The 19,809-nt window shown below is 73.2% G+C and carries 13 protein-coding genes and 3 pseudogenes; 10 read left to right on the forward strand and 6 right to left on the reverse strand.

Annotated elements, in window-relative coordinates; all coding sequences use genetic code 11:
- Position 1: 1 nt before the first annotated feature.
- Both ABD981_RS03940 and ABD981_RS03945 read right to left on the reverse strand, forming a co-directional pair.
- Positions 2 to 880, reverse strand: a complete 879-nt coding sequence (locus ABD981_RS03940; protein ID WP_046909415.1) for a carbohydrate ABC transporter permease — start codon at positions 878 to 880, stop codon at positions 2 to 4.
- 8 nt (positions 881 to 888) lie between these two features.
- Positions 889 to 2,184 (reverse strand): ABC transporter substrate-binding protein, encoded by a 1,296-nt coding sequence (locus tag ABD981_RS03945; RefSeq protein WP_205628220.1) that lies wholly within the window; start codon positions 2,182 to 2,184, stop codon positions 889 to 891.
- 167 nt (positions 2,185 to 2,351) lie between these two features.
- On the opposite strand from ABD981_RS03945, the gene ABD981_RS03950 reads away from it, so the two are divergent.
- Both ABD981_RS03950 and ABD981_RS03955 read left to right on the forward strand, forming a co-directional pair.
- The gene (locus ABD981_RS03950) at positions 2,352 to 3,377 is read left to right on the forward strand and encodes a LacI family DNA-binding transcriptional regulator (RefSeq protein ID WP_046909416.1); all 1,026 of its coding nucleotides are present in this window, start codon (positions 2,352 to 2,354) and stop codon (positions 3,375 to 3,377) included.
- Between the two features lie 120 nt (positions 3,378 to 3,497).
- Positions 3,498 to 5,933 (forward strand): endo-beta-N-acetylglucosaminidase, encoded by a 2,436-nt coding sequence (locus tag ABD981_RS03955; protein ID WP_046909417.1) that lies wholly within the window; start codon positions 3,498 to 3,500, stop codon positions 5,931 to 5,933.
- Between the two features lie 29 nt (positions 5,934 to 5,962).
- Here the strand turns inward: ABD981_RS03955 and ABD981_RS03960 are convergent, their stop codons facing one another.
- Positions 5,963 to 6,580, reverse strand: a complete 618-nt coding sequence (locus tag ABD981_RS03960; RefSeq protein ID WP_046909418.1) for a LysE family translocator — start codon at positions 6,578 to 6,580, stop codon at positions 5,963 to 5,965.
- Positions 6,581 to 6,718: 138 nt separating this feature from the next.
- Here ABD981_RS03960 and ABD981_RS03965 point away from each other — a divergent pair, with 138 nt between their 5' ends.
- Positions 6,719 to 7,534, forward strand: coding sequence for an alpha/beta fold hydrolase (locus ABD981_RS03965; protein WP_046909419.1), 816 nt, complete (start codon positions 6,719 to 6,721; stop codon positions 7,532 to 7,534).
- 13 nt (positions 7,535 to 7,547) lie between these two features.
- Here ABD981_RS03965 and ABD981_RS03970 read toward each other — a convergent pair whose 3' ends face one another.
- Entirely contained in the window at positions 7,548 to 7,997 is a 450-nt protein-coding gene (locus ABD981_RS03970) for a MarR family winged helix-turn-helix transcriptional regulator (RefSeq protein WP_240495318.1), read from the reverse strand.
- Between the two features lie 175 nt (positions 7,998 to 8,172).
- On the opposite strand from ABD981_RS03970, the gene ABD981_RS03975 reads away from it, so the two are divergent.
- The 4 genes and pseudogenes from ABD981_RS03975 (at position 8,173) to ABD981_RS03990 (ending at position 12,015) form a co-directional block, all read left to right on the forward strand.
- Positions 8,173 to 9,099: an SDR family NAD(P)-dependent oxidoreductase gene (locus ABD981_RS03975; RefSeq protein ID WP_046909420.1), complete on the forward strand. Its 927-nt coding sequence runs from the start codon at positions 8,173 to 8,175 to the stop codon at positions 9,097 to 9,099.
- Positions 9,099 to 9,992, forward strand: a complete 894-nt coding sequence (locus tag ABD981_RS03980; protein WP_046909421.1) for an amidohydrolase family protein — start codon at positions 9,099 to 9,101, stop codon at positions 9,990 to 9,992. The genes ABD981_RS03975 and ABD981_RS03980 overlap by 1 nt, the downstream gene beginning before the upstream one ends.
- A gap of 11 nt (positions 9,993 to 10,003) precedes the next feature.
- Positions 10,004 to 11,538 (forward strand): annotated as a pseudogene (locus ABD981_RS03985) (acyl-CoA synthetase).
- Positions 11,539 to 11,552: 14 nt separating this feature from the next.
- Positions 11,553 to 12,015 (forward strand): annotated as a pseudogene (locus ABD981_RS03990) (MaoC family dehydratase).
- On the opposite strand, the pseudogene ABD981_RS38745 reads toward ABD981_RS03990, so the two are convergent.
- Positions 12,006 to 12,495, reverse strand: a pseudogene (locus ABD981_RS38745) (zinc-binding dehydrogenase). The pseudogenes ABD981_RS03990 and ABD981_RS38745 overlap by 10 nt on opposite strands.
- A 3,406-nt stretch (positions 12,496 to 15,901) precedes the next feature.
- Entirely contained in the window at positions 15,902 to 16,105 is a 204-nt protein-coding gene (locus ABD981_RS04000) for a hypothetical protein (RefSeq protein ID WP_345527905.1), read from the reverse strand.
- A gap of 1,800 nt (positions 16,106 to 17,905) precedes the next feature.
- Between ABD981_RS04000 and ABD981_RS04005 the strand changes: the two genes are divergently transcribed.
- The 3 genes from ABD981_RS04005 to ABD981_RS04015 all read left to right on the forward strand — a co-directional run bounded on the left by ABD981_RS04005 (position 17,906) and on the right by ABD981_RS04015 (position 19,765).
- Positions 17,906 to 18,451, forward strand: a complete 546-nt coding sequence (locus ABD981_RS04005) for a hypothetical protein (RefSeq protein ID WP_345527907.1) — start codon at positions 17,906 to 17,908, stop codon at positions 18,449 to 18,451.
- Positions 18,452 to 18,831: 380 nt separating this feature from the next.
- Positions 18,832 to 19,341, forward strand: a complete 510-nt coding sequence (locus ABD981_RS04010; RefSeq protein WP_345527909.1) for a carbohydrate ABC transporter permease — start codon at positions 18,832 to 18,834, stop codon at positions 19,339 to 19,341.
- Positions 19,342 to 19,591: 250 nt separating this feature from the next.
- Positions 19,592 to 19,765 carry a hypothetical protein gene (locus ABD981_RS04015; RefSeq protein ID WP_345527911.1) on the forward strand — a complete coding sequence of 58 codons (174 nt, stop codon included), beginning with the start codon at positions 19,592 to 19,594 and terminating at the stop codon, positions 19,763 to 19,765.
- Positions 19,766 to 19,809 lie beyond the last annotated feature (44 nt).

Below are 19,809 nucleotides of genomic sequence, written 5' to 3' on the forward strand. Positions count from 1 at the left end.
GTCAGGCCGCCTTCCGGTTGAGCCGGGCCAGGAACAGCATCGGGCCGACGGTGAGCACGAAGAGCAGCACGCTGAGGGCGGAGGCGTAGCCGATGTGCCCGGTGAAGCCGCGGCTGTACATCTGGATGAGCATGACGACCGACATGTCGCGCCCGCCGGGTCCGCCGGTGCCGTGGGACAGCACGTACAGCTCGGAGAAGATCCGCAGCGCGGAGACCGAGATGAGGACGGAGATCAGCAGCATCGCGGGACGGACGCCGGGCAGGGTGACGTGCCAGAACCTGCGGACGGCGCCGGCCCCGTCGACGGCGGCGGCCTCGTGCAGCTCGCGCCCGACGTTCCCGAGCGCGGAGAGGTAGATGACCATGTAGTAGCCGAGCCCCTTCCAGACGGTGAGGGCGATGGCGCTGAACAGCAGCAGCCAGCGGTCGGTGAGGAAGGAGACCGGGCGGTCGGCGAGGCCGAGCTGGTGCAGCACTCCGTTGAGCAGGCCCCGCTCGTCGAGCATCCAGCCCCAGACCAGGCCGACGACGACGGCGGAGGCGACGACCGGGGTGTAGAACGCGGTGCGGAAGAAGGTGATGCCGGGCAGCTTCCGTTCCACCAGGAGGGCGAGCAGCAGCGGCAGCAGGGTGAGCAGGGGCAGGCAGACCAGCAGGTAGACGACGCTGTTGACGAGGGCGTCCGTCAACTGGGCGTCGTCCAGGGCCCGCTGGTAGTTCTCCAGTCCGGTGAAGCGGCCGCCGCCGAGCGGCCTGGCGCTGGTGAAGGACAGGATCACGGTGTTGACCGCGGGCCACAGGTTGAAGACGGCGAGCCAGATCAGGGCGGGGCCGGCGAGCAGCCAGGGCGTGAGCCGGCGCCGGTGCGTCAGCGTCATCGGGGGATCTAGTCCTTGATCAGCTGGTTGGCGCGGGCGACGGCCGTGTCCAGGGCGTCCTTGGAGTCCGCCTGTCCGCTGAGGGCGAGGGCGATCTGCTGGTTGACGACGGTCTTCACGGCGTCGTTGGCCTGGACGGGTTCGAGGACCCGGGCGGAGGCGAGCGAGCGGAAGGCGGTCACCTTGGCGTCGGCGGCGTTGGTGCCGTCGCTCCTGCTGAAGAACGGGTCGGCGGCGGAGGCGGTGGTGGAGGGGAAGATGCTGGTCTCGCGGGCGAAGGCGGCCTGGTTGGCGGGGCTGGTGACCCAGCGGGCGAGGGCCAGGGCCGCGGCCGGGTTCTTGGTGGACCTGGGGATGGACAGGCCCTGGACGTACAGCGGCGGGGTGCCCATGGCGGGCGAGGAGACCACCTTGGGGGCCAGCGTCGGGTTGTCGACGGCGAGGCTGGTGATGTAGTTGGCGCCGGCCGTGGTCCAGGCGGCGGTGCCGGAGGAGAAGAGCTTGGTGTTGCCGGCGTAGGTCTCCGTCAGGACGTCCTTGGGCAGCAGGCCCTCCTTGAAGGCCGCCCGGTAGGTGTCGAGGACGGCGGCGGCCTCGGGGGTGTTGAAGGTGAAGCTGCGGCCGTCCGCCGACATGACCGGGACCCCGGCGTTGGCCAGGTCCATCAGGTTGGGCTTGCGGCTCATCAGGTAGACCTGGCCGCCGGACTTCGCCTTGACGGTGCGGGCCGCGGCCACCAGCTGGTCGAGCGAGGCCGGCGGCTTCTTCGGGTCGAGGCCGTACTTCGTGAGCAGCTCGGCGTTCCAGTAGTTGACGTCGGTGTTGAGGTACCAGGGGTAGCCGTAGGTGCCGTCGTGGCCGGGGAAGCGGTACGCCTCGAGGCCGCCCTTGACGTAGTCGGCGGCGGCGGAGGCGTCGGAGCCGACGACGTCGAGCAGCAGCTTCTGCTTCACCAGCGGCAGGGCGAAGTCCGGGGGCAGGTTGACGACGTCGGGGAGGGTGCCGCCGGCGGACTGGCTGAGGACCTTCTCCGAGTAGCCCTCGCCGGGCTGGTCGAGCCAGTCGACCTCGACGCCGGGGTACTTCTTCTCGAAGCCGGCGATCACGCCCTCCATGTACGCGGTGAACTTCGGCTTCAGGGCCCAGGTCTGGAGCGAGACCTTGCCCTTCACCTCGCCGCCCGAGTGGACCGGACCGGGGGCGCCGGAGTCCTCCGCGCCGCCGAGGCCGCAGCCGGCGAGGGTCACCGCCGCCGCCGCGGCCGCCGTCCACCGCGCCCAGCGGCTCCTTCGTATGACTCGCACGAGGGTGTCTCCTTGCTGATCGATGGTGCAGGGAGGTTTACTAAACCGCTCTAGTGATGCGGGACTATCCACCCGGCTAAACTCCGGTGTCAAGGGAGCCCGCGGGAACCGGCCGTCCTCGCACGGGCGGCGGCGGGGCGGAAACGGCTGATCAGGGAGGGCGTCCGGTGGCCAGACCGACCATCGCCGACATCGCCAGGGAGGCGGGCGTCTCCAAGGGCGCCGTCTCCTTCGCGCTCAACGGGCGCCCGGGGGTGAGCGAGGCGACCCGGGACCGGATCCTGCGGGTGGCCGAGCGGATGAACTGGCGCCCGCACAGCGCCGCCCGCGCGCTCGGCGGGGCCCGCGCCGGGGCCGTCGGACTGGTGCTGGCCCGCCCCGCGCGCACGATCGGCCTCGAACCCTTCTTCAGCCATCTGCTGTCCGGCCTCCAGGCCGCGCTGTCCGGTCGGGGCACCGCCCTCCAGCTGCTCGTGGTGGAGGACACGGCCGCCGAGATCGAGGTCTACCGCCGCTGGACCTCCGAGCACCGGGTGGACGGCTTCGTCCTGGTCGACCTCCAGGTGCGCGATCCGCGCATCCCGGTCCTGGAAGAACTGGGCGTCCCCACCGTGGTGCTCGGCGGCCCGGGGCGGCACGGGCGGCTGCCCGCCGTCTGGGCCGACGACCGCGAGGCGATGACCTCGATCGTCGAGTACCTGGCGGCCCTCGGCCACCGCCGGATCGCCCATCTCGCCGGTCTGCCCTCCTTCCAGCACACCCAGCGCCGGATCCGGGCGGTGCGGGACGCGGCGCGCCGGCTCGGACTGACCGAGGCCGTCTCCGTGCCGACCGACTTCAGCGACGCGGAGGGCGCGGCGGCCACCCGGGCGCTGCTCGCCCGGCCGGGGCGGCAACGGCCGACCGCGATCGTCTACGACAGCGACGTCATGGCGGTCGCGGGCCTCGGCGTCGCCACCGAGATGGGCGTCGCGGTCCCCGGCGGGCTGTCCGTCGTCTCCTTCGACGACTCGGCCCTGACCCGGATCGTCCACCCCTCCCTGACGGCCCTCTCCCGGGACACGTTCGCGCTCGGCGAGCAGGTCGCGACGGCGCTGCTCGCCCAGGTCGACGACCCGTCCTCGGCCCGGGACGTCAAGAATCCGACCCCCCGGCTCACGGTCCGCGAGAGCACCGCCCCGCCCGCCGGCTGACCGGGACGGCCCTCTTGACCGCGCTCGCTAAAGCCCTTTAGCCTCCGCACCGGATCACCTCCGCACCATCGCGCCACCGGCACCACCAGCCCCCTTCCCTCCCGCTGGACCGGAGCTCCGATGAGACGACCCCTGCATCTGCTGCTGGGCGCGGCCCTCTCCCTGGCCGCGCTCGGACTCACCGCCCCGCCGAGCGCCTCGGCGTCCACCCCGCCTGACAACGTTGTCGCCGCTGCCTCGGGCAGCCAGCCGTACGCCTCCTACTGGTATCCGAACTCGATCCTGAACTGGGACCCGGCCACCGACCCGGACGCGCGTTTCAACCGCTCGCGCGTCCCGCTCCGGCCGCGTGTCTCCGATCCCGCGCTCAAGGCCAACGCCAACGCCCGCGCGGGCGAGGGCAAGGTCGTGTCGCTGGTCTCGTTCGCGCCCACCTCGAACAACCCGTCCCAGGGCTCGGCCGACGCCAATTACTACGCCTTCGGGCACTGGCAGTACGTCGACAAGCTGGTGTTCTGGGGCGGTTCGGCCGGCGAGGGTCTGATCCTCGCGCCGAACCCGACCGTCGTCGACGCGGCCCACCGCAACGGGGTCAAGGTCTACGGCACCGTCTTCTTCCCGCCCACCGCGTACGGCGGCCAGCTCCAGTGGGTGCGCGACTTCACGCAGAAGTCCGGCGGCCGCTACCCCGTCGCCGACAAGCTGGCCCAGGTCGCGCAGCACTACGGATTCGACGGCTGGTTCGTCAACCAGGAGACGGCGGGCGGAGACGCGGCGCTCGCGACCGAGGTGCGCAACACGATGCGCTACGCCCGCTCGCTCGGCCCGGTCGAGTTCATGTGGTACGACGCGATGACCGAGTCCGGCTCGGTGAGCTGGCAGAACGCGCTGACCTCCGCCAACGACGCCTTCCTCCAGGAGGGCGCGCAGCGCACCAGCGACTCGGTGTTCCTGAACTTCAACTGGAGCGCGAGCGGCCTGAACTCCTCCCGCACCCTGGCCCGCGGTCTCGGGCGCGGCGAGTACGAGCTGTTCAGCGGCATCGACACCGAGTCCAACGGCTACGGCACGAGCGTCGACTGGAACGCCCTGTTCCCCGCCGGACAGCCGCACACCACCTCGCTCGGGCTCTACCGCCCCGAGTGGACCTGGAAGTCCGCCGCCGACCGGGCCGACGCCACGGCCCGCGAGGCCCGTTACTGGGTCGGCGCCAACGGCGACCCGTCCGACACCACGACCACCTCCTCCTGGAAGGGGCTCGCGCAGTACGTCGCCGAGTCCTCGCCCGTGACCGCCAAGCCCTTCGTCACCCACTTCGACGCCGGGCAGGGCGACTTCTACCACTCCGGCGGGACCCGGGTGTCCGGCGCGGCCTGGAACAACCTCTCCCTCCAGGACGTGCCGCCCACCTACCGCTGGCTGGTCACGTCCACGGGCACGAAACTCAAGCCGTCGATCGACTACACCGACGCCTACGAGGGCGGCTCGGCCCTGCGCCTGACCGGCACGCTCGACGCCGTGAACACCGTACGGCTGTACCAGACGAAGCTGCCCGTGGCGGCCGACACCAAGCTGTCGGTGGTGGTGAAGACCCCCGCCGCCGGGCCCACCCGGCTGAAGGCGGCCGTCTCCTTCACCGACGCCCCCACCACCTTCACCACGCTGGACCTCGGCGCCACCACCGGCACGGGATGGGAGCACAAGACGCTCGACCTCTCCGCGTACGCCGGGAAGACGGTCGCGCAGCTCGGCCTGGAGACGACCGGGACGACCTCCTCGTACGACATCAAGGTGGGCCGGATCGCCCTGTACGACGGCGCGGTGGACGCCCCGTCCGCACCGACGGCGCCCACCGTCCTCGGCACGACGGACACCGGTGGCGCGAGCAAGTCGCTCCGGCTCGGCTGGACCGCCTCGGCCTCCGGCGAGGTCCATCACTACGAGGTGTACCGCCGCAACGCCGACGGCGGCCGCACCTTCCTGGGCGCCACGCCCAACGACAGCTACTTCGTACCGAAGCTGGACCGGGCCGGCACCGAGACCTCGACGACGCTCGACGTCGAGGCCGTCTCCACCGAGTTCGGCCGCTCCCCCGCCGCGAGCACCACGGTCACCTGGTCCGCGACCACCGAGAGCAACCTGGCGCTGAACCGGCCCGCGACGGCCTCCGGTCAGTGCAACGCCTCGGAGGCCCCCGCCAAGGCGGTCAACGGCAGCGTCTCGGGCGGCAACGCCGACAAGTGGTGCGCGACCACCTCGGCCAAGTGGCTGGAGGTGGACCTCGGTTCGTCCCGGCCGCTGAACCGCTTCGTGGTGAAGCACGCGGCGGCCGGCGGCGAGAGCGCGAGCTGGAACACCCGGGACTTCCGGGTGGAGGTCCGCGACAGCACCACCGCCGCCTGGACCACCGCCGTGACCGTCAGCGGCAACACGGCGGCGACCACGACCCACCCGGTGGCCCTGTCCGCCCGGTACGTCCGGCTGGTGGTCACGGCGCCCACGCAGACCACCGATCCGGCCGCCCGGATCTACGAGTTCGAGGCCTGGGGGACCTGACCGCGTGCCGCCCGGGCCCGGGCGGCACGCTAGGAGGCCGCCGTCGCGACCTTCACCCCGAAGCCGATGAGCACCACACCGGTGACCCGCTCCATCGCGCCCCGCACGGCGGGCCGGGCGAAGAAGGAGCGGGCCCCGGCGAGCAGCAGCACGTAGCCGGAGAGCCAGACGACCGTGAGCGCCGCGTGGACCAGCACCAGCAGGGCCATCCCGGTGTGCGGGGAGAGCCCGGACGGGGCGAGGGTCGGCAGCAGGCCGGTGTAGAAGACCGCGATCTTCGGGTTGAGCAGGTTGCCCACCAGACCGGTCCGCCACGGGTTCCCGGCGGGCGGCGGCGCGTCCACGGGCGCCGCCGCCCCACCGCGCCTGGTCCGCCACAGCGCCTGCGCACCGAGGAAGACCAGGTAGGCCGCGCCGACCAGCTTCACCACGGTGTACGCGACGGCCGAAGCCGCCAGGACGGCGGCCAGCCCGGCCACCGCCAGCACGCCCCAGACCAGCAGCCCGCCGACGATCCCGCCGACGGTCAGCAGCCCGTCCCGCCGGCCGGCGGCCACGGCCCTGCGGGTCACGATCGCCATGTCCGGTCCCGGGACCATGGTCAGAAGCGCCAGCACACCGGTCGCCGCGAGAAGTTCGAACCCCATGGGCGGAGTCTGCCACCCGCACGCCCCGCGCGTTCTCCCGCCCCGGAGCCGTACGTCCGCCGGACAATGGAGCCCTGGACCGGACCGAGCCGGGTCGGGTCCCACCGGGCCGGATCGGGCCGTCGCAGGGAGCAGCGGATGGCAGAGGTCGAGGTCGACGGGGCACGCCTGTTCTACGAGGCCGGCGGCGACGGTGCCCCGCTGGTCCTGGTGCACGGCTCCTGGGGCGACCACCACAACTGGGACCAGGTCGTCCACGGGCTCGCCCTGCGCCACCGGGTGCTCGTCTACGACCGCCGCGGGCACAGCGCGAGCGAGCGGCCGGCCGGACAGGGCTCGCGGCGCGAGGACGAGGACGACCTGGCCGCGCTGATGGAGGCGCTGGGCTTCGCGCCCGCGTTCGTCGCGGGCAACTCCTTCGGCGCCTCCACCGCCCTCGGGCTCGCCGCCCGCAGGCCCGGGCTGTTCCGGGCCCTCGCCGTCCACGAGCCCCCGCTGCTCGACCTCGCCGCCGAGGTGCCCGAGCACCGGGAGGAGGTGGCCGCCACGCGCGGGCGGCTCGACGCCGTCGCCGCCCTGGTACGGGCGGGCGACCCGCTCACCGCCGCCCGGACCTTCGTGGACGGGGTGGCCTTCGGGCCCGGCGAGTGGGAGCGGTTCCCTCAGCGGCTGCGGGACACCTTCGTCGCCAACGCCCCCACCTTCCTCGACGAGCAGGGCGACCCGGGCTGGGCCGCCCTCGACGTGGCCGGGCTGCGGCGCTGCGCCGCCCCCGTGCTCCTCACCCGGGGCTCACGGAGCCCGAGCTGGTTCCGGGCGGTCTACGACCGGGTCGCCGGGGCACTGCCGGGCGCGCGCACCCGGGTCTTCGAGGGCGCCGGTCACGTGCCGCACGTGAGCCATCCGCAGCGGTACGTGGAGGAGCTGACGGCCTTCTTCGCGACGGCGGGGTGAACCGGGCGGGGCGTCAGGCCCCGCCGGGCGCCTCCGGCTCGGCGACCCGCTGCAACAGCCCGTGCAGCACGGCCCGTTCGTCCTCGGTCAGCGGATGGAGCAGGTCGTCGGTGACGCGGCGGCTGGTGCGGTCGGTGTCGCGCAGGAAGGCGCGGCCCGCGTCGACGAGGACGACGACGCGGCTGCGCCGGTCGCCGGGCGCGGGGCGGCGTTCGACGAGGCCGAGGCGTTCGAGGTCGTCGACGAGGCCCACGATGGCGCTGGGGTCGTAGCCGAGCCGGGTGCTCAACTCCCGCTGGAGCGCGCCCTCGACGGTGGCCAGGTAGCGCAGGAGCGCGTAGTGGCGCAGGCGGAGGCCCGATTCCTGCAGCGCCGCGTTGAAGAGCTGCCCCGAGCGCAGGCCGAGGCGGTAGAGCAGGTAGCCGCTGTCGGAGTGCAGTCCGAGCATCCAGGGTTCGTCCATGGGTCCAGCATGGGGCACTACCGGTGTTGCTGACAACTATTGACGTCAACAATGATTGGTCCTAGCTTCCATCACGGCGGACCGCCGGCGATCGAGCCCCACGCTCTCCCGGTGACCCGCTCCGTACTCCCGCGCCCGTCATTCCCTCACTCCCTCACTCCCGAAGGGACAGCTCATGTCGCACTCCCCCGCCGTCGACCTCACCGGGAAGGTGGCCGTCGTCACCGGCTCCGGCCGCGGTCTCGGTCTCGCCTACGCCTCCGCGCTCGCCGCAGCGGGCGCCGCCGTCGTCGTCAACGACCTGGACGAGGAGGTGGCCCGGCGGGCGGCCGACTCGATCGTCGCGGCCGGCGGGCGGGCCGTCGCCGAGGCCGTGGCGGTCGGCGGCGCCGAGGCCGCCGACCGGCTGGTGGCCCGCGCCGTGGAAACCTTCGGCCGGCTCGACGTCCTCGTCACCAACGCCGGGATCCTGCGCGACAAGGTGCTGTGGAAGATGACCGACGACGACTTCGACGCCGTCGTGACCACCCATCTCAAGGGCACCTTCACCTGCGCCCGGGCCGCCGCCGTCCGCATGCGCGAACAGGGCGAGGGCGGCAGCCTGATCCTGATCGGCTCCCCCGCCGGGCAGCGCGGCAACTTCGGCCAGACCAACTACGCGGCCGCCAAGGCCGGCATCGCCGCCATGGCCCGTACCTGGTCGATGGAGCTGTCCCGGGCCGGCATCACCGTCAACGCCGTCGTCCCGGTGGCCGCCACCGCCATGACCGAGACCGTCCCCGCCTTCGCCCCGTACGTCGAGGCGCTCCGCGGCGGCGAGCCGCTGCCGGACTTCCTGCGGAAGGGCGAGGGGTTCGGCACCCCGGAGGACTGCGCCGCCCTCGTCCCCTTCCTCGCCTCCGAGGCGGCCCGGGGCATCACCGGCCAGTGCGTCGGCATCGGCGGGGACAAGCTGGCCCTGTGGTCGCACCCGCAGGAGGTGGCCACCGCGTACGCCGACGGCGGCTGGACCCCGGAGACCCTGGCCGCCGCCTGGCACACCTCGGTGGGCCGCGAGCCGCAGACCGTGGGCATCCCCGCGCCGAAGCTCCCGGAGGCCTGATGTCCGCGCCGTCCGTGGACGACCTGGTCGCGATCGACGTCCACACCCACTGCGAGGTCTCATCGAAGGGCCACGCCTCGCTCTCCGAGGAGCTGCACACGGCCTCCGCCGCGTACTTCAAGGTCGCGGGCGAGCGGAAGCCGACCCTGGAGGAGACCGCCGCGTACTACCGCGAGCGGCGGATGGCCGCGGTGGTCTTCACCGTGGACGCCGAGCACGCCACCGGCACCGAGCCGATCCCGAACGAGGAGATCGCCGAGGCGGCGGCCGCCCACGCCGACGTCCTCATCCCCTTCGCCTCCGTCGACCCCTTCCGCGGCCGGGCCGGAGTGCGGCGGGCCCGCCGGCTGGTCGAGGAGTACGGGGTCCGGGGCTTCAAGTTCCACCCGAGCATCCAGGGCTTCTTCCCCGACGACCGGATGGCCTACGGCCTCTACGAGGTCATGGAGGAGACCGGCACGATCGCCCTCTTCCACACCGGGCAGACCGGCATCGGTGCCGGGGTCCCCGGGGGCGGCGGCATCCGGCTCAAGTACTCCAACCCGCTGCACGTCGACGACGTCGCCGCCGACTTCCCGCACCTGAAGATCATCCTGGCGCATCCGTCCTTCCCCTGGCAGGACGAGGCGCTCGCCGTCGCGACCCACAAGCCGGGGGTGCACATCGACCTGTCCGGCTGGTCGCCGAAGTACTTCCCGCCGCAGCTGGTCCGGTACGCGAACACCCTGCTCCAGGACAAGGTCCTGTTCGGCTCCGACTTCCCCGTGCTCAGCCCCGACCGCTGGCTCGCCGACTTCGCGGAGCTGCCGGTCAAGGACGCGGTCCGCCCGAAGATCCTCAAGGAGAACGCCGCCCGGCTGCTCGGCCTCACCGGCTCCGACTCCCCTTCCTGAAAGGGCACCCGATGCGCAACGAGGGACTGGGGTCGTGGCCCGCCCGCCGGGCCCGCAAGACCCCGCACCGCACCGCCCTGATCCACGACGGCGCCACCGTCACGTACGGGGAGCTGCACGCACGCACCTCCCGGCTGGCCCACGCCCTGCGGACGGCCGGGGTCCGGCGCGGCGACCGCGTCGCCTACCTCGGCCCCAACCATCCGTCGTTCCTGGAGACCCTGTTCGCGGCCGGCCTGCTCGGCGCGGTCTTCGTGCCGCTCAACACCCGGCTCGCGGCGCCCGAGATCGCGTACCAGCTGCGCGACTCCGGCAGCACCGTGCTGCTCCGCTCGCCCGCCCTCGCGGCGGTGGCGGACGCGGCGCTCGCGGAGGGCGGGACCGGTGTGCGGACGGTCGTCGGACACCGGCGGCCCGTACGAGGAGCTGCTCGCCGCCGCCTCCGCGGAGCCGGTCGACGAGCGGGTCTCGCCCGAGGACGTGGCCCTCATCATGTACACCTCGGGCACCACGGGCCGCCCGAAGGGCGCGATGCTCACCCACGGCAACCTGGTCTGGAACGCGGTCGACGTCCTCGTCGACCTCGACCTGGCCGGCGACGAGACCGCGCTCGTCTCCGCCCCCCTGTTCCACACCGGCGGCCTCAACATGCTGGCCCTGCCGGTCCTGCTCAAGGGCGGAGCGTGCCTGCTCGTCGAGTCCTTCGACCCGGGCGACACCCTCGACCTGATCGAACGGCACGGCGTCACCTTCGTGTTCGGGGTGCCCACCATGTTCGACCGGGTCGCCCGGCACCCGCGCTGGGCGACGGCCGACCTGTCCAGTCTGCGGCTGCTCACCTGCGGCGGCGCGCCCGTGCCGACCGCGCTCATCGCCGCGTACCAGGAGCGGGGGCTCGCCTTCCTCCAGGGGTACGGGATGACCGAGGCCTCACCGGGCGTGCTGTTCCTGGACGCGGAGCACGCCGTGAGCAAGGCCGGGTCCGCCGGGGTGCCGCACTTCTTCACCGACGTACGGGTGGTGCGCCCCGACCTGACCCCGGCGGCGACCGGCGAGACGGGCGAGGTGCTGGTCCGCGGCCCGCACGTGATGGCCGGCTACTGGGGCCTGGCCGAGGAGACGGCGGCCGTGTTCGCCGACGGCTGGTTCCGCAGCGGCGACGCGGCCCGGGTCGACGCCGACGGCTACGTCACCATCGTCGACCGCCTGAAGGGACATGATCATCTCGGGCGGGGAGAACATCTACCCCGCCGAGGTGGAGGACGCCCTGCTCGCCCATCCCGACGTCGTCGAGTGCGCCGTCATCGGCGTGCCCGACGGGACGTGGGGCGAGACGGTCCGCGCGGTGATCGTGACCGGAGCGGCCGGCACGCCCGATCCGGCCGCGATCCTCGCGTCGCTGGACGGCCGGCTCGCCCGGTACAAGATCCCGAAGTCCGTCGTGGTCGTCGCCGAACTGCCGCGCACCGGCCTCCGGAAAGCTCCTCAGCACCAGCTCCGCACCCGGTACGGAACCCCCTGGACACGCCACCCGGCGCTTCCCTAGGAAGGACCACCCCCATGACCACGACCCTCATCGTCGACGGCATCGACGCCCTGAAGGAGCTGGCCGGCAGCGAGCTGGGCACCAGCGGCTGGATCGACGTCACCCAGGACCGGATCGACGGCTTCGCCGACGCCACCGGCGACCACCAGTGGATCCACGTGGACGTGGAGCGCGCGAAGGAGGGGCCCCTTCGGCGCCCCGATCGCCCACGGCTATCTGACTCTCGCCCTCTTCATCCCCCTGTTCACCGGACTCCTCGACGTCCGGGGCGTCACCACGAAGGTCAACTACGGCCTGGACAAGGTGCGTTTCCCCGCCCCGGTCACGGTCGGCTCCCGGCTGCGGCTCGTCGCCCGCCTCGCCGCGGTCGAGGAGGTGAACGGCGGCGTCCAGATCGCCGTCGACGGCACGATCGAGATCGAGGGCGGCGCCAAGCCGGCCTGCGTGCTGCGCAGCCTGTCGCGCTTCTACGCGTAGGCCGGCTGCGGCCGGGTCCTGGCCCGGACCCGGCCGCGGCTCACGCCTCCGCGCCGTCCACCACGAGGACGATCTTCCCGGTGGTGCGGTCCGTCCTCGCCGAGCGCGTGGGCCTCGGCCGCGGCGGAGAGCGGGAAGACGGAGTCGACGTGGGCGCGGAGCGCGCCGGAGGCGACGAGGTCCGCGATGGCGTTCATGCCGCCGTGGTCGGCCTCGACCAGCATGGTGACCGCCCGGACGCCCCGCCTCGGCCGCCTTCGCCGCGTCGTCGGGGTCGGTGGGCGGCAGGATCGACACGACGATGCCGCCGGGGCGCAGCACGTCGAGGGAGCGGGTGCGGGTGTCGCCGGAGAGGGGGTCGAGGACGACGTCGATGTCCTTCGTCGCCTCGCGGAAGTCGACCGAGCGGTAGTCGATCACCTCGTCCGCGCCGAGCGAGCGCAGGAAGTCGTGCTTGGGGGCGCTGGCGGTGGCGATCACATGCGCCCCGTGCGCCTTGGCGATCTGTACGGCGAGGTGGCCGACCCCGCCCGCGGCCGGCGTGGATCAGGACGCGCTGCCCGGCCCGCAGCCCGGCGGTGTCGACGAGCGCCTGGTACGCGGTGAGGGCGGCGAGCGGCAGGGCGCCGGCCTGTACGTGTCGACCTCGCGAGGGCTGCGGGCGAAGGCACGGGCCGGGGCGTGTGACGTACTCGCGTGGGCGCCGACCCCGTGCGGGTACGGCAGCATGCCGAGACCTCGTCGCGGGCCGAAGAGGGTGACGCCGAAGCCGACCGCCTCGACGACGCCAGGAGACGTCCCAGCCGAGGACCGGGGCAGCTCGCTCAGAAGAGGGCGTCGAGGCGACAGGTGCTTCAGTCCGTCGGGTGACCCCCGGAGCGCGCGGACCGGCGACAGGATCTCGCTGGGCCTCGGGACGGGACGGCCGGTACCTCGACCTCCTGGAGGACTCGGGGGTTCCGTGGGTGCGCTGGCTGATGGCCCGCATGGTGGGGGCGGTGGGGCGCAGTGGTGCTGTTCGTCATGGAGCAAGCCTCGCCGGAGCGCCCCGGGACGTACCATGGCATGAAGGCCTCTTCGACAGGATCGTGCCATGGGAAACGTCCCCGCGGTCGTCGTCTCGCTCTGTGACGGCGTGTAACCCTTCGAGCTGGGCATCGCCCGACCGGGTCTTCGCGCGGCCGGGGGCCGCTATACGAGGTCCTGACCTGCTCGGTCGACGGCGGGCCGTGCGGACGAACTCCGACTTCTCGTGAGACCGTCGCGCACGTCAGTCCCGAGGTGCTTGAGCACGGCGACACCGTGATCCTGGCCCCTGCCCTGCGAGACCGCCCTCGTCTCGCCCGAGCTGCCTCGAGCGGTCGGCGCGGCCCCTCGCGCGGACGATCCCGCGGGGCGCGTCGGATCAGTGTCCATCTGCACGACCGTGCTGCTCGCCAGCGGCGGGCTCCTCGACGGCTGCGCCGAGGCGACCACCCACTGGCGCTCGTGTGGAGCGTTGCCGCGCGTGGTTCCTGAGGTGGCAGCTCGACCCGGACGTCCTGTTCATCGCGACGGCGACATCCTCGACCTCGGCGGGAGGCGCCGTCGGGCGTGGACGTCTGTCTGCACCTGCTGCGCAAAGGACCACGGGACCGCGCTCGCCAACCGGGTTCGCCCGCCTGGCTCGTCGTGCCGCCCGGGCGGACGGCGGCCAGGCGCTCAGTACATCGAGCAGCGGTGCCCGAGCCACCGGCGAACGACACCTCGGCCACCGCCAGTGGGCGCTGGAGAACCTGCACGAGCCGCTGGCCCGCGCCGATCTCGCCGGGCACGTCCCGGATGAGCCTGCGCACCTTCGCGCGCCGGTTCAACGAGGAGTCGGCATGAGCCCGGGCCGCTGGCTGATCCAGCAGCGGGTGACCGGGCCCGTGACCTCCTGGAGTCCACCGACCTGGCCGGGGACGACATCGCGGGCAGGTCGGCTCGCCACCGGAACCTCCCCTGCGCCCAGCACCTGCACGCCGCCATCGGGGTGACCCCCCTGGCCCTACCGGCGCACCTTCGCGGCGGGGTGGGCGCCGGGCGTCTAGCGCCCGTCCAGCAGGGCGCCGAGTCCGGCCGCCAGCCGCTCGTACTCCTCGGGCCGCGTTGTAGATCTCGCCGCTGATCCGGATGCCGCCGCCGTCCGGCCAGGCCAGACGAGGGTCGGCAGCCGAGGGCGGGCCGCGATCTCCTCGCGCAGCGCGGCCCGCCTCGCCTGCGTCCGGGCCAGGCTCCGGGGCAGCCGCAGGGAACCGCATGGCGAGCCCCTCGTCCACGGGAGGGGCGTGACGCCCGGGAGGCGGGACAGCAGTGGCGGGCGCCGTACGCGACGAGGGCGCCGTTGTGGGCCGACGGGTCGCGGCGCCGAGGGCGCTCGATCAGGTCGAGGCCCTCGGGCGCGGCCAGCCAGCCCGTGTAGTCGGCGGTGGCCCGGAACTCGACGCGCGCGGAGCAGCCGCGGTGGCCCTCCAGGAGGGCACCGGCGCGGGGACCCGGGCCGGAACCCGGGGCCGACCGCGAGGACCGGCGCTGCCCGGCGGGGCGTAGGCCCCACTTGTGCAGGTTGCCGAACCAGAGGTCGCGGCCGTCCGGCGAGCGGTTCGGCGAGCATCCGGGCGCGTGGGCGCCCGTCCGACGACGGTGGTGATCCCGCGGGCGCGCAGCTCGGTGAGCAGCCGGGCGTGGCCGACGGGCCGCCGGTGGGCGAGCTGATACTGGTCGAGCAGCGCCACCTGGTGCGGGGCGTGATCCCGGCGAGCACCGCCGCGCACACCGCGTCCTCGTCCGGGAGGGCCGGGTCGAGGGCGACGGTGGTGAGAGCGGGGCGCGCCGGGCGGCGGCCGTGATCACCCGTGCCGTAGCCGTGGTCGGTCACCAGGATCTCGTCGTTCCCGCTCCAGGCGCAGGGCCGTCGAGCGCGAGGTTGGCCGCCTCGGTGGCGTTGGCGACGAACGCGAGGCCCTCCGGCTCCGTTCCCAGTGCCGTCCGGCGACGCGGGCCCGGGCCGCGGCGAGCCGGTCGGGGACGTCGCGGAAGAAGCGGTCGGGGTCGGCGGCGGACTCGTCGTCGAGGCGGCGGCGTTCCCGGGGCGACGGGGACCGGGACGGCGCCGTAGGAGCCCGTGGTTGAGGTGGGCGACGGCGGGGTCGAGCCGGAACAGGCCGGCGCCGCCCGGGAACGCGCCGGGCCGCCGCGGATCCGGCGGGCGCCGTCGCCCGTCCGGCCGCGCCCGAGGCCTTCCGCCCCGTCATCGGACCTCCACGACACCGTACGGCCGGGGGCACCCGGGTGCGGACGGTCGTGTACGTGACGCGTCGACACCCACCCTCGGTGCGGGCCGGGCGCCTGGCGCCGTCGACCAGGACAGTGGCGTGGGGCGCCGGGGAAGCGCGCCACCCAGGTGTAGGGCCGGGTGCCGGAGGTGGGGTGAGGGGGTGGAGCGGAGGGACGCCGGGGCCGTGTCGTGCCGCAGGGTGAAGGCGGAGTCGCCGACCGCAGGTCCGAGACGCTCAGCCAGTCCATGCCGGAGGGCAGGCGCGGCTGGGTGGTGAGGGTGCGGGCGGGGGGCGTCGGGGGTGACGCCCCATGAGGCCCTGGACGGTCTGGGGCGAGAGGGTGAAGGACACTCGGGGTAGTCGCGTTGGTTGCCCTGGCGGGGTGTGACGTGCCGGACCATCCTTCTCCGGCGTAGATGCGGCGCATCCACTTCCAGGCGGTGTCGGCGGCGCGGTTGTCGGTGAGGAAGGTGTCGGGGAGGTAGGTCAGGGCCTCGATGTTGTCGGGGCGGCCGGCGCCTCGGCGCCTGGGCGTCGATGTAGTCGAGGTAGGCCTTCGCGGCGGGCGCCCGGGGTCGATGATCCCTTCATCGGCATGAAACCAGCTGTTCTCCTTGCCCCCAGCCGGTCAGCGCCGCCGTCGGTGGTGTAGCCGCGCGGACCATGTCGGCGCCCGAACCGGTGCCGCTCCAGGTGGTGTTGAAGTAGGTCCTGAGCGCGCGCGGGCGCGGCGGTTCGAAGCGGGCGGCGGGGGTCGCGGTGTCGCCCTGTGCGCGGGCGAGGGAGGCCATCGCGCGGTAGGCCCTGTACTGGAGAGCCGATGGCGTCGGCCCGGCCTCGGCGAGCGGTTCGCGCTCTGCTCGTTGTAGCTGGCGGTGCCCGGAAGATGCCGTGTCCGGTGCCCTCGGCGACCCGCACGGGGCGTTGTCCTTGCGGCCGTCGTGGAGGGTGACGAACTCCTCGGTGTGTGCCGGTAGAAGTCCCACAGGGCCGGGTCGTCGAGGTAGGGCGGGGTCGCCGCTCCAGCGGTAGCCTCCTCGGCCTTCTGGACGAGTTCGAAGGGGCGGGGACCTCGCGGACGAAGAGCTCGGGGCCGCCGGTAGTCGATGGAGAGCGGGCTGCGGTTGTCCGAAGTTGAGCGCCCACACCGGGTAGTAGGCGTGCTCGGCGTGGCGGAGGAGGCGGCGAAGGCGCGCAGCATCTCCTTGTTCTCGTCGGGCAGGCCGAGGATGCGCACCGGCGAGTGGTGGGCCATGTCGCGGGAGTAGTAGCCGCTGCGGTTCGCGTAGCCGGCCCAGTAGGAGGGGCCGTAAGACGCCGGCCGGTGTCCGCGGTCTGGCGTTCGTCGGCGTCGAGGGGGCCCCGGGTGCCGCGGGAGGTGGACCAGCTGTTGGCCTTGTGCTTGGCCCAGTCGAACATCGCGACGATCATCCGGGGTCGTGGAGCCGATCCGGGGGTCGGCCGGGGCCGCCGGGGAGGACCATCACGTCGTCGACGTTGACCAGCCCCGGCCGACTCGAAGGCGATCTCCAGCCGGTCGCCGGGGGCGAGGGTGACCTGCCGAGCGGTGTGGCGCCGGTAGCCGGCGCCGGCCGGCAGGAGCCGCCTCCGCGGTCCTCGGTGGCCGTTGACGCGCAGGACGTAGCGGGCGCCGGGGCCGCCCGTGGCGATCCAGGCGGAGACGAGGTAGCCGCCGTGCCCGGGGCGGTCACCGGTCTGGAGAGATCTTCATGCCGCGCCGGCGTTCGAGGTAGGCCAGCCGTCCGCCGGCGTGCGGGTAGTTGCTCGCCACGCGGTGCCGGAGGTGAACCTCCCAGCCCTCGCGCCCCGTTCGAAGAACCCGGGTCGGCGACGGCCAGCGGGGCGGGTGCGGTCGGCCCACGTCGGTGCGGCCGGCGCGCGGGGGTGGCGTGGGCGCGCGTGAGCGGGGCGAGCGTACTGAAGAGCAGCGCGACGGCTGCGAGCAGCGTCAGGCGGGTGCGCGTCATGAGGTGTCTCCCGGACGGGTCGGGCGGCGCGCGGCACGCTAGCAACCGGGAAGAAGGGACCGCCAATGCATCGGGCAACATTCCTGACGGATCAAACTGAAAAGTTTCAATCGAGTCTTGCAACTCGGGCGGGAGGGCTTGTAGCGTCCCGCCCCATGACAGACAGAGACTCGGCAGGACACCCCGCCCGGCGCCACCTTCCTCCGCATGGGCGGCGGGGGCACTGGCCTCTCGCTCGCCGGCTGCACCGGCAGCGGCGCCGCCGACGCGGGCGGTTCGGGCGGCAAGGGCGGACCCCGCAAGGGGAAAGGATCACCAGGTCTGGTCCGGCCAGGGACCCCGCGGCCGAACTCAAGGCCTGCTACGAAGTTCAACAAGGAGTTCACGGACATCCAGGTCACCGTCGAGGACATCGGCAACCCGGCGATCTGGGACAAGATCACGGCGGGCCTGGCCGCCGGCGGCCAGGGCCTCGCCGAGTGTCCTGCACATCGGCGTGGGACTACCTGCCCGGGTAGTCGAGCGCTTCCCCGGCGGTCTCGCCGACCTCCCTGCCGCCGCTGGGCGAGACCGCCCACAAGCAAGGACCATTCGACCGCCGCCGTGGCAGAGACCGTTCTGCCCCACGGCAAAGCGGGTCGACGCCCTCTTCCTGTTGGAGGCCAACTCGGCGGGCTCTCTACTACGGGCCGACCTCTTCGAGAAGGCGGCGTCGACGTCGGCGCGCTGCAGACCTGGGACAGACGGTCGAGGCGGGCAAGCGGCTCAAGGCCCGCACCGGCGCCCCACCTCCTCGGCATCGACAAGCCCGCCTCGCAGCCGGACGCCGCCAACTTCTTCCAGCTGCTGCTCCAGCTCCAGGGCGCCTTCTACTTCGACCTGGAGGGCCGCATCACGCTGGACTCCCCCGAGGCCGTCCGGGCGATGACGCTCATCAAGACCATGAACGACGCCGGTCTGGTCAGCGACCTGGCCGGCGGCTGGAACGCCCTGATGATGCTCGCTGAAGCGGGCACCCGCCGCCGTGCTCCCCTGGCCCACCTGGTTCGGCGGGATCATCCAGGAGCAGGTGCCCGCCGAGGCCGGCAAGTGGAAGGTGCGGCTGCCCCCGGCCGTCCGCCGCGGCGGCCCCACCGCGGCGACGTGTGAACTCCACCCACCTCGCCGTCGCGGGCAGCAGCACGCAGCAGGCCGCCGCCTGGACCTTCGTCGAGTTCGCGCTGACCCGGCCCGCCTCCCAGGTGGGCATCTACCGCGGCAAGGGCATCGCGCCGCCCTGCTCAAGGCGTACGACGACCCGGTCTTCCACGAGCCGTCCGCGTTCTTCAGCGGGCAGCGCAAGGGCGAGATCTTCCTCTCCGCCCTCAAGGCCCCCAGCCCCGCCGTGAACTACACCGGCGACTACGCCCGCGCGCTCAAGCTGGTCACCGACGCCCAGTCCCAGGTGCTCCTCAAGGCGCCGACCCGGCGAAGGTGCTGGGCGAGGCGGCCCGTGAACTGGCCCGCCAGACGGGCCGGAAGGCCGCCCGATGACGCAGGTCGCCGCCCCGGCGGCCGGCCCCGCGCCGGCCGCCGCCGCACCACGGCCCGCCGTGCCCCGCCGCCGGCGGCGGGGCCGGGCCGCCCCGTACCTCTTCGTCCTGCCCGCCCTGCTGCTCTTCGCCGCCTTCAAGCTCTACCCGATCGGCTGGTCCTTCCTGCTCAGCCTGCACCGCACGGTCGGCGGCGCCGAGACCTTCGTCGGCGCCGACAACTACCTGCGGCTCGCGGAGGACCCGCTGCTGTGGACCGCGCTGCGCAACACCCTCGTGATCCTCGTCGTCCAAGTGCCGCTGATGCTGGCGCTCGCGACCGGGCTCGCCGTCGCCCTCGACTCCACCCTGCTGCGCGGCGCCCGGTCTTCCGGCTCGGCTTCTTCCTGCCGATGGTCACCGGCCTCGTCGCGTACGGCATCGTCTTCTCCGTCCTGCTCAACAAGGACTACGGCCTGGTCAACTGGGTGTTCGGGCGCTTCGGCGCCGACCCGGTGCCGTGGCTGACCGATCCGATGTGGGCGCGGATCTCCCTCGCCTGGCGCTGACCTGGCACTACACACCGGCTACAACGCCGTCATCCTGCTGGCCCGGCTGCAGACGGTGCCGCGCGAGCTCTACGACGCGGTCGCCGTCGACGGCGGCGGGGCGCTCTCCGCCTTCCGGCACGTCACCCTCCCCGGACTGCGCCCGGCCCTGCTGCTCACCACGGTCCTGTCCACCATCGGCACCCTCCAGCTCTTCGACGAGTCCGTACGTGCTGACCGGCGGCGGCCCGGACAACGCCACCCTGACCATCGGCGTGTACCTGTACCAGAACGCCTTCACATACTTCGACTTCGGCTACGCCTCCGCCATCGCGTACGCCCTCACCGTCCTCGTCGGGCTGCTCGGCCTGATCCAGTTCCGCCTCCTCGGGGAGAAGCCGTGACCGCCCGCCGCGCCCGCCCCCGCCACCCGGGGCGAGCCTCCTGC

The organism is Streptomyces showdoensis, assembly GCF_039535475.1.
In the GTDB taxonomy this organism is placed as follows: Bacteria; Actinomycetota; Actinomycetes; order Streptomycetales; family Streptomycetaceae; genus Streptomyces; species Streptomyces showdoensis.

Bases quoted from the DNA above. Each gene is read 5' to 3' on its own strand.
- ABD981_RS03940 (WP_046909415.1), bottom strand. From the start codon at position 880: ATGACGCTGACGCACCGGCGCCGGCTCACGCCCTGGCTGCTCGCCGGC.
- ABD981_RS03955 (WP_046909417.1), top strand. From the start codon at position 3,498: ATGAGACGACCCCTGCATCTGCTGCTGGGCGCGGCCCTCTCCCTGGCC.
- ABD981_RS03960 (WP_046909418.1), bottom strand. From the start codon at position 6,580: ATGGGGTTCGAACTTCTCGCGGCGACCGGTGTGCTGGCGCTTCTGACC.
- ABD981_RS03965 (WP_046909419.1), top strand. From the start codon at position 6,719: ATGGCAGAGGTCGAGGTCGACGGGGCACGCCTGTTCTACGAGGCCGGC.
- ABD981_RS03970 (WP_240495318.1), bottom strand. From the start codon at position 7,997: ATGGACGAACCCTGGATGCTCGGACTGCACTCCGACAGCGGCTACCTG.
- ABD981_RS03975 (WP_046909420.1), top strand. From the start codon at position 8,173: ATGTCGCACTCCCCCGCCGTCGACCTCACCGGGAAGGTGGCCGTCGTC.
- ABD981_RS03980 (WP_046909421.1), top strand. From the start codon at position 9,099: ATGTCCGCGCCGTCCGTGGACGACCTGGTCGCGATCGACGTCCACACC.
- ABD981_RS04000 (WP_345527905.1), bottom strand. From the start codon at position 16,105: ATGGCCTCCCTCGCCCGCGCACAGGGCGACACCGCGACCCCCGCCGCC.
- ABD981_RS04010 (WP_345527909.1), top strand. From the start codon at position 18,832: ATGACGCAGGTCGCCGCCCCGGCGGCCGGCCCCGCGCCGGCCGCCGCC.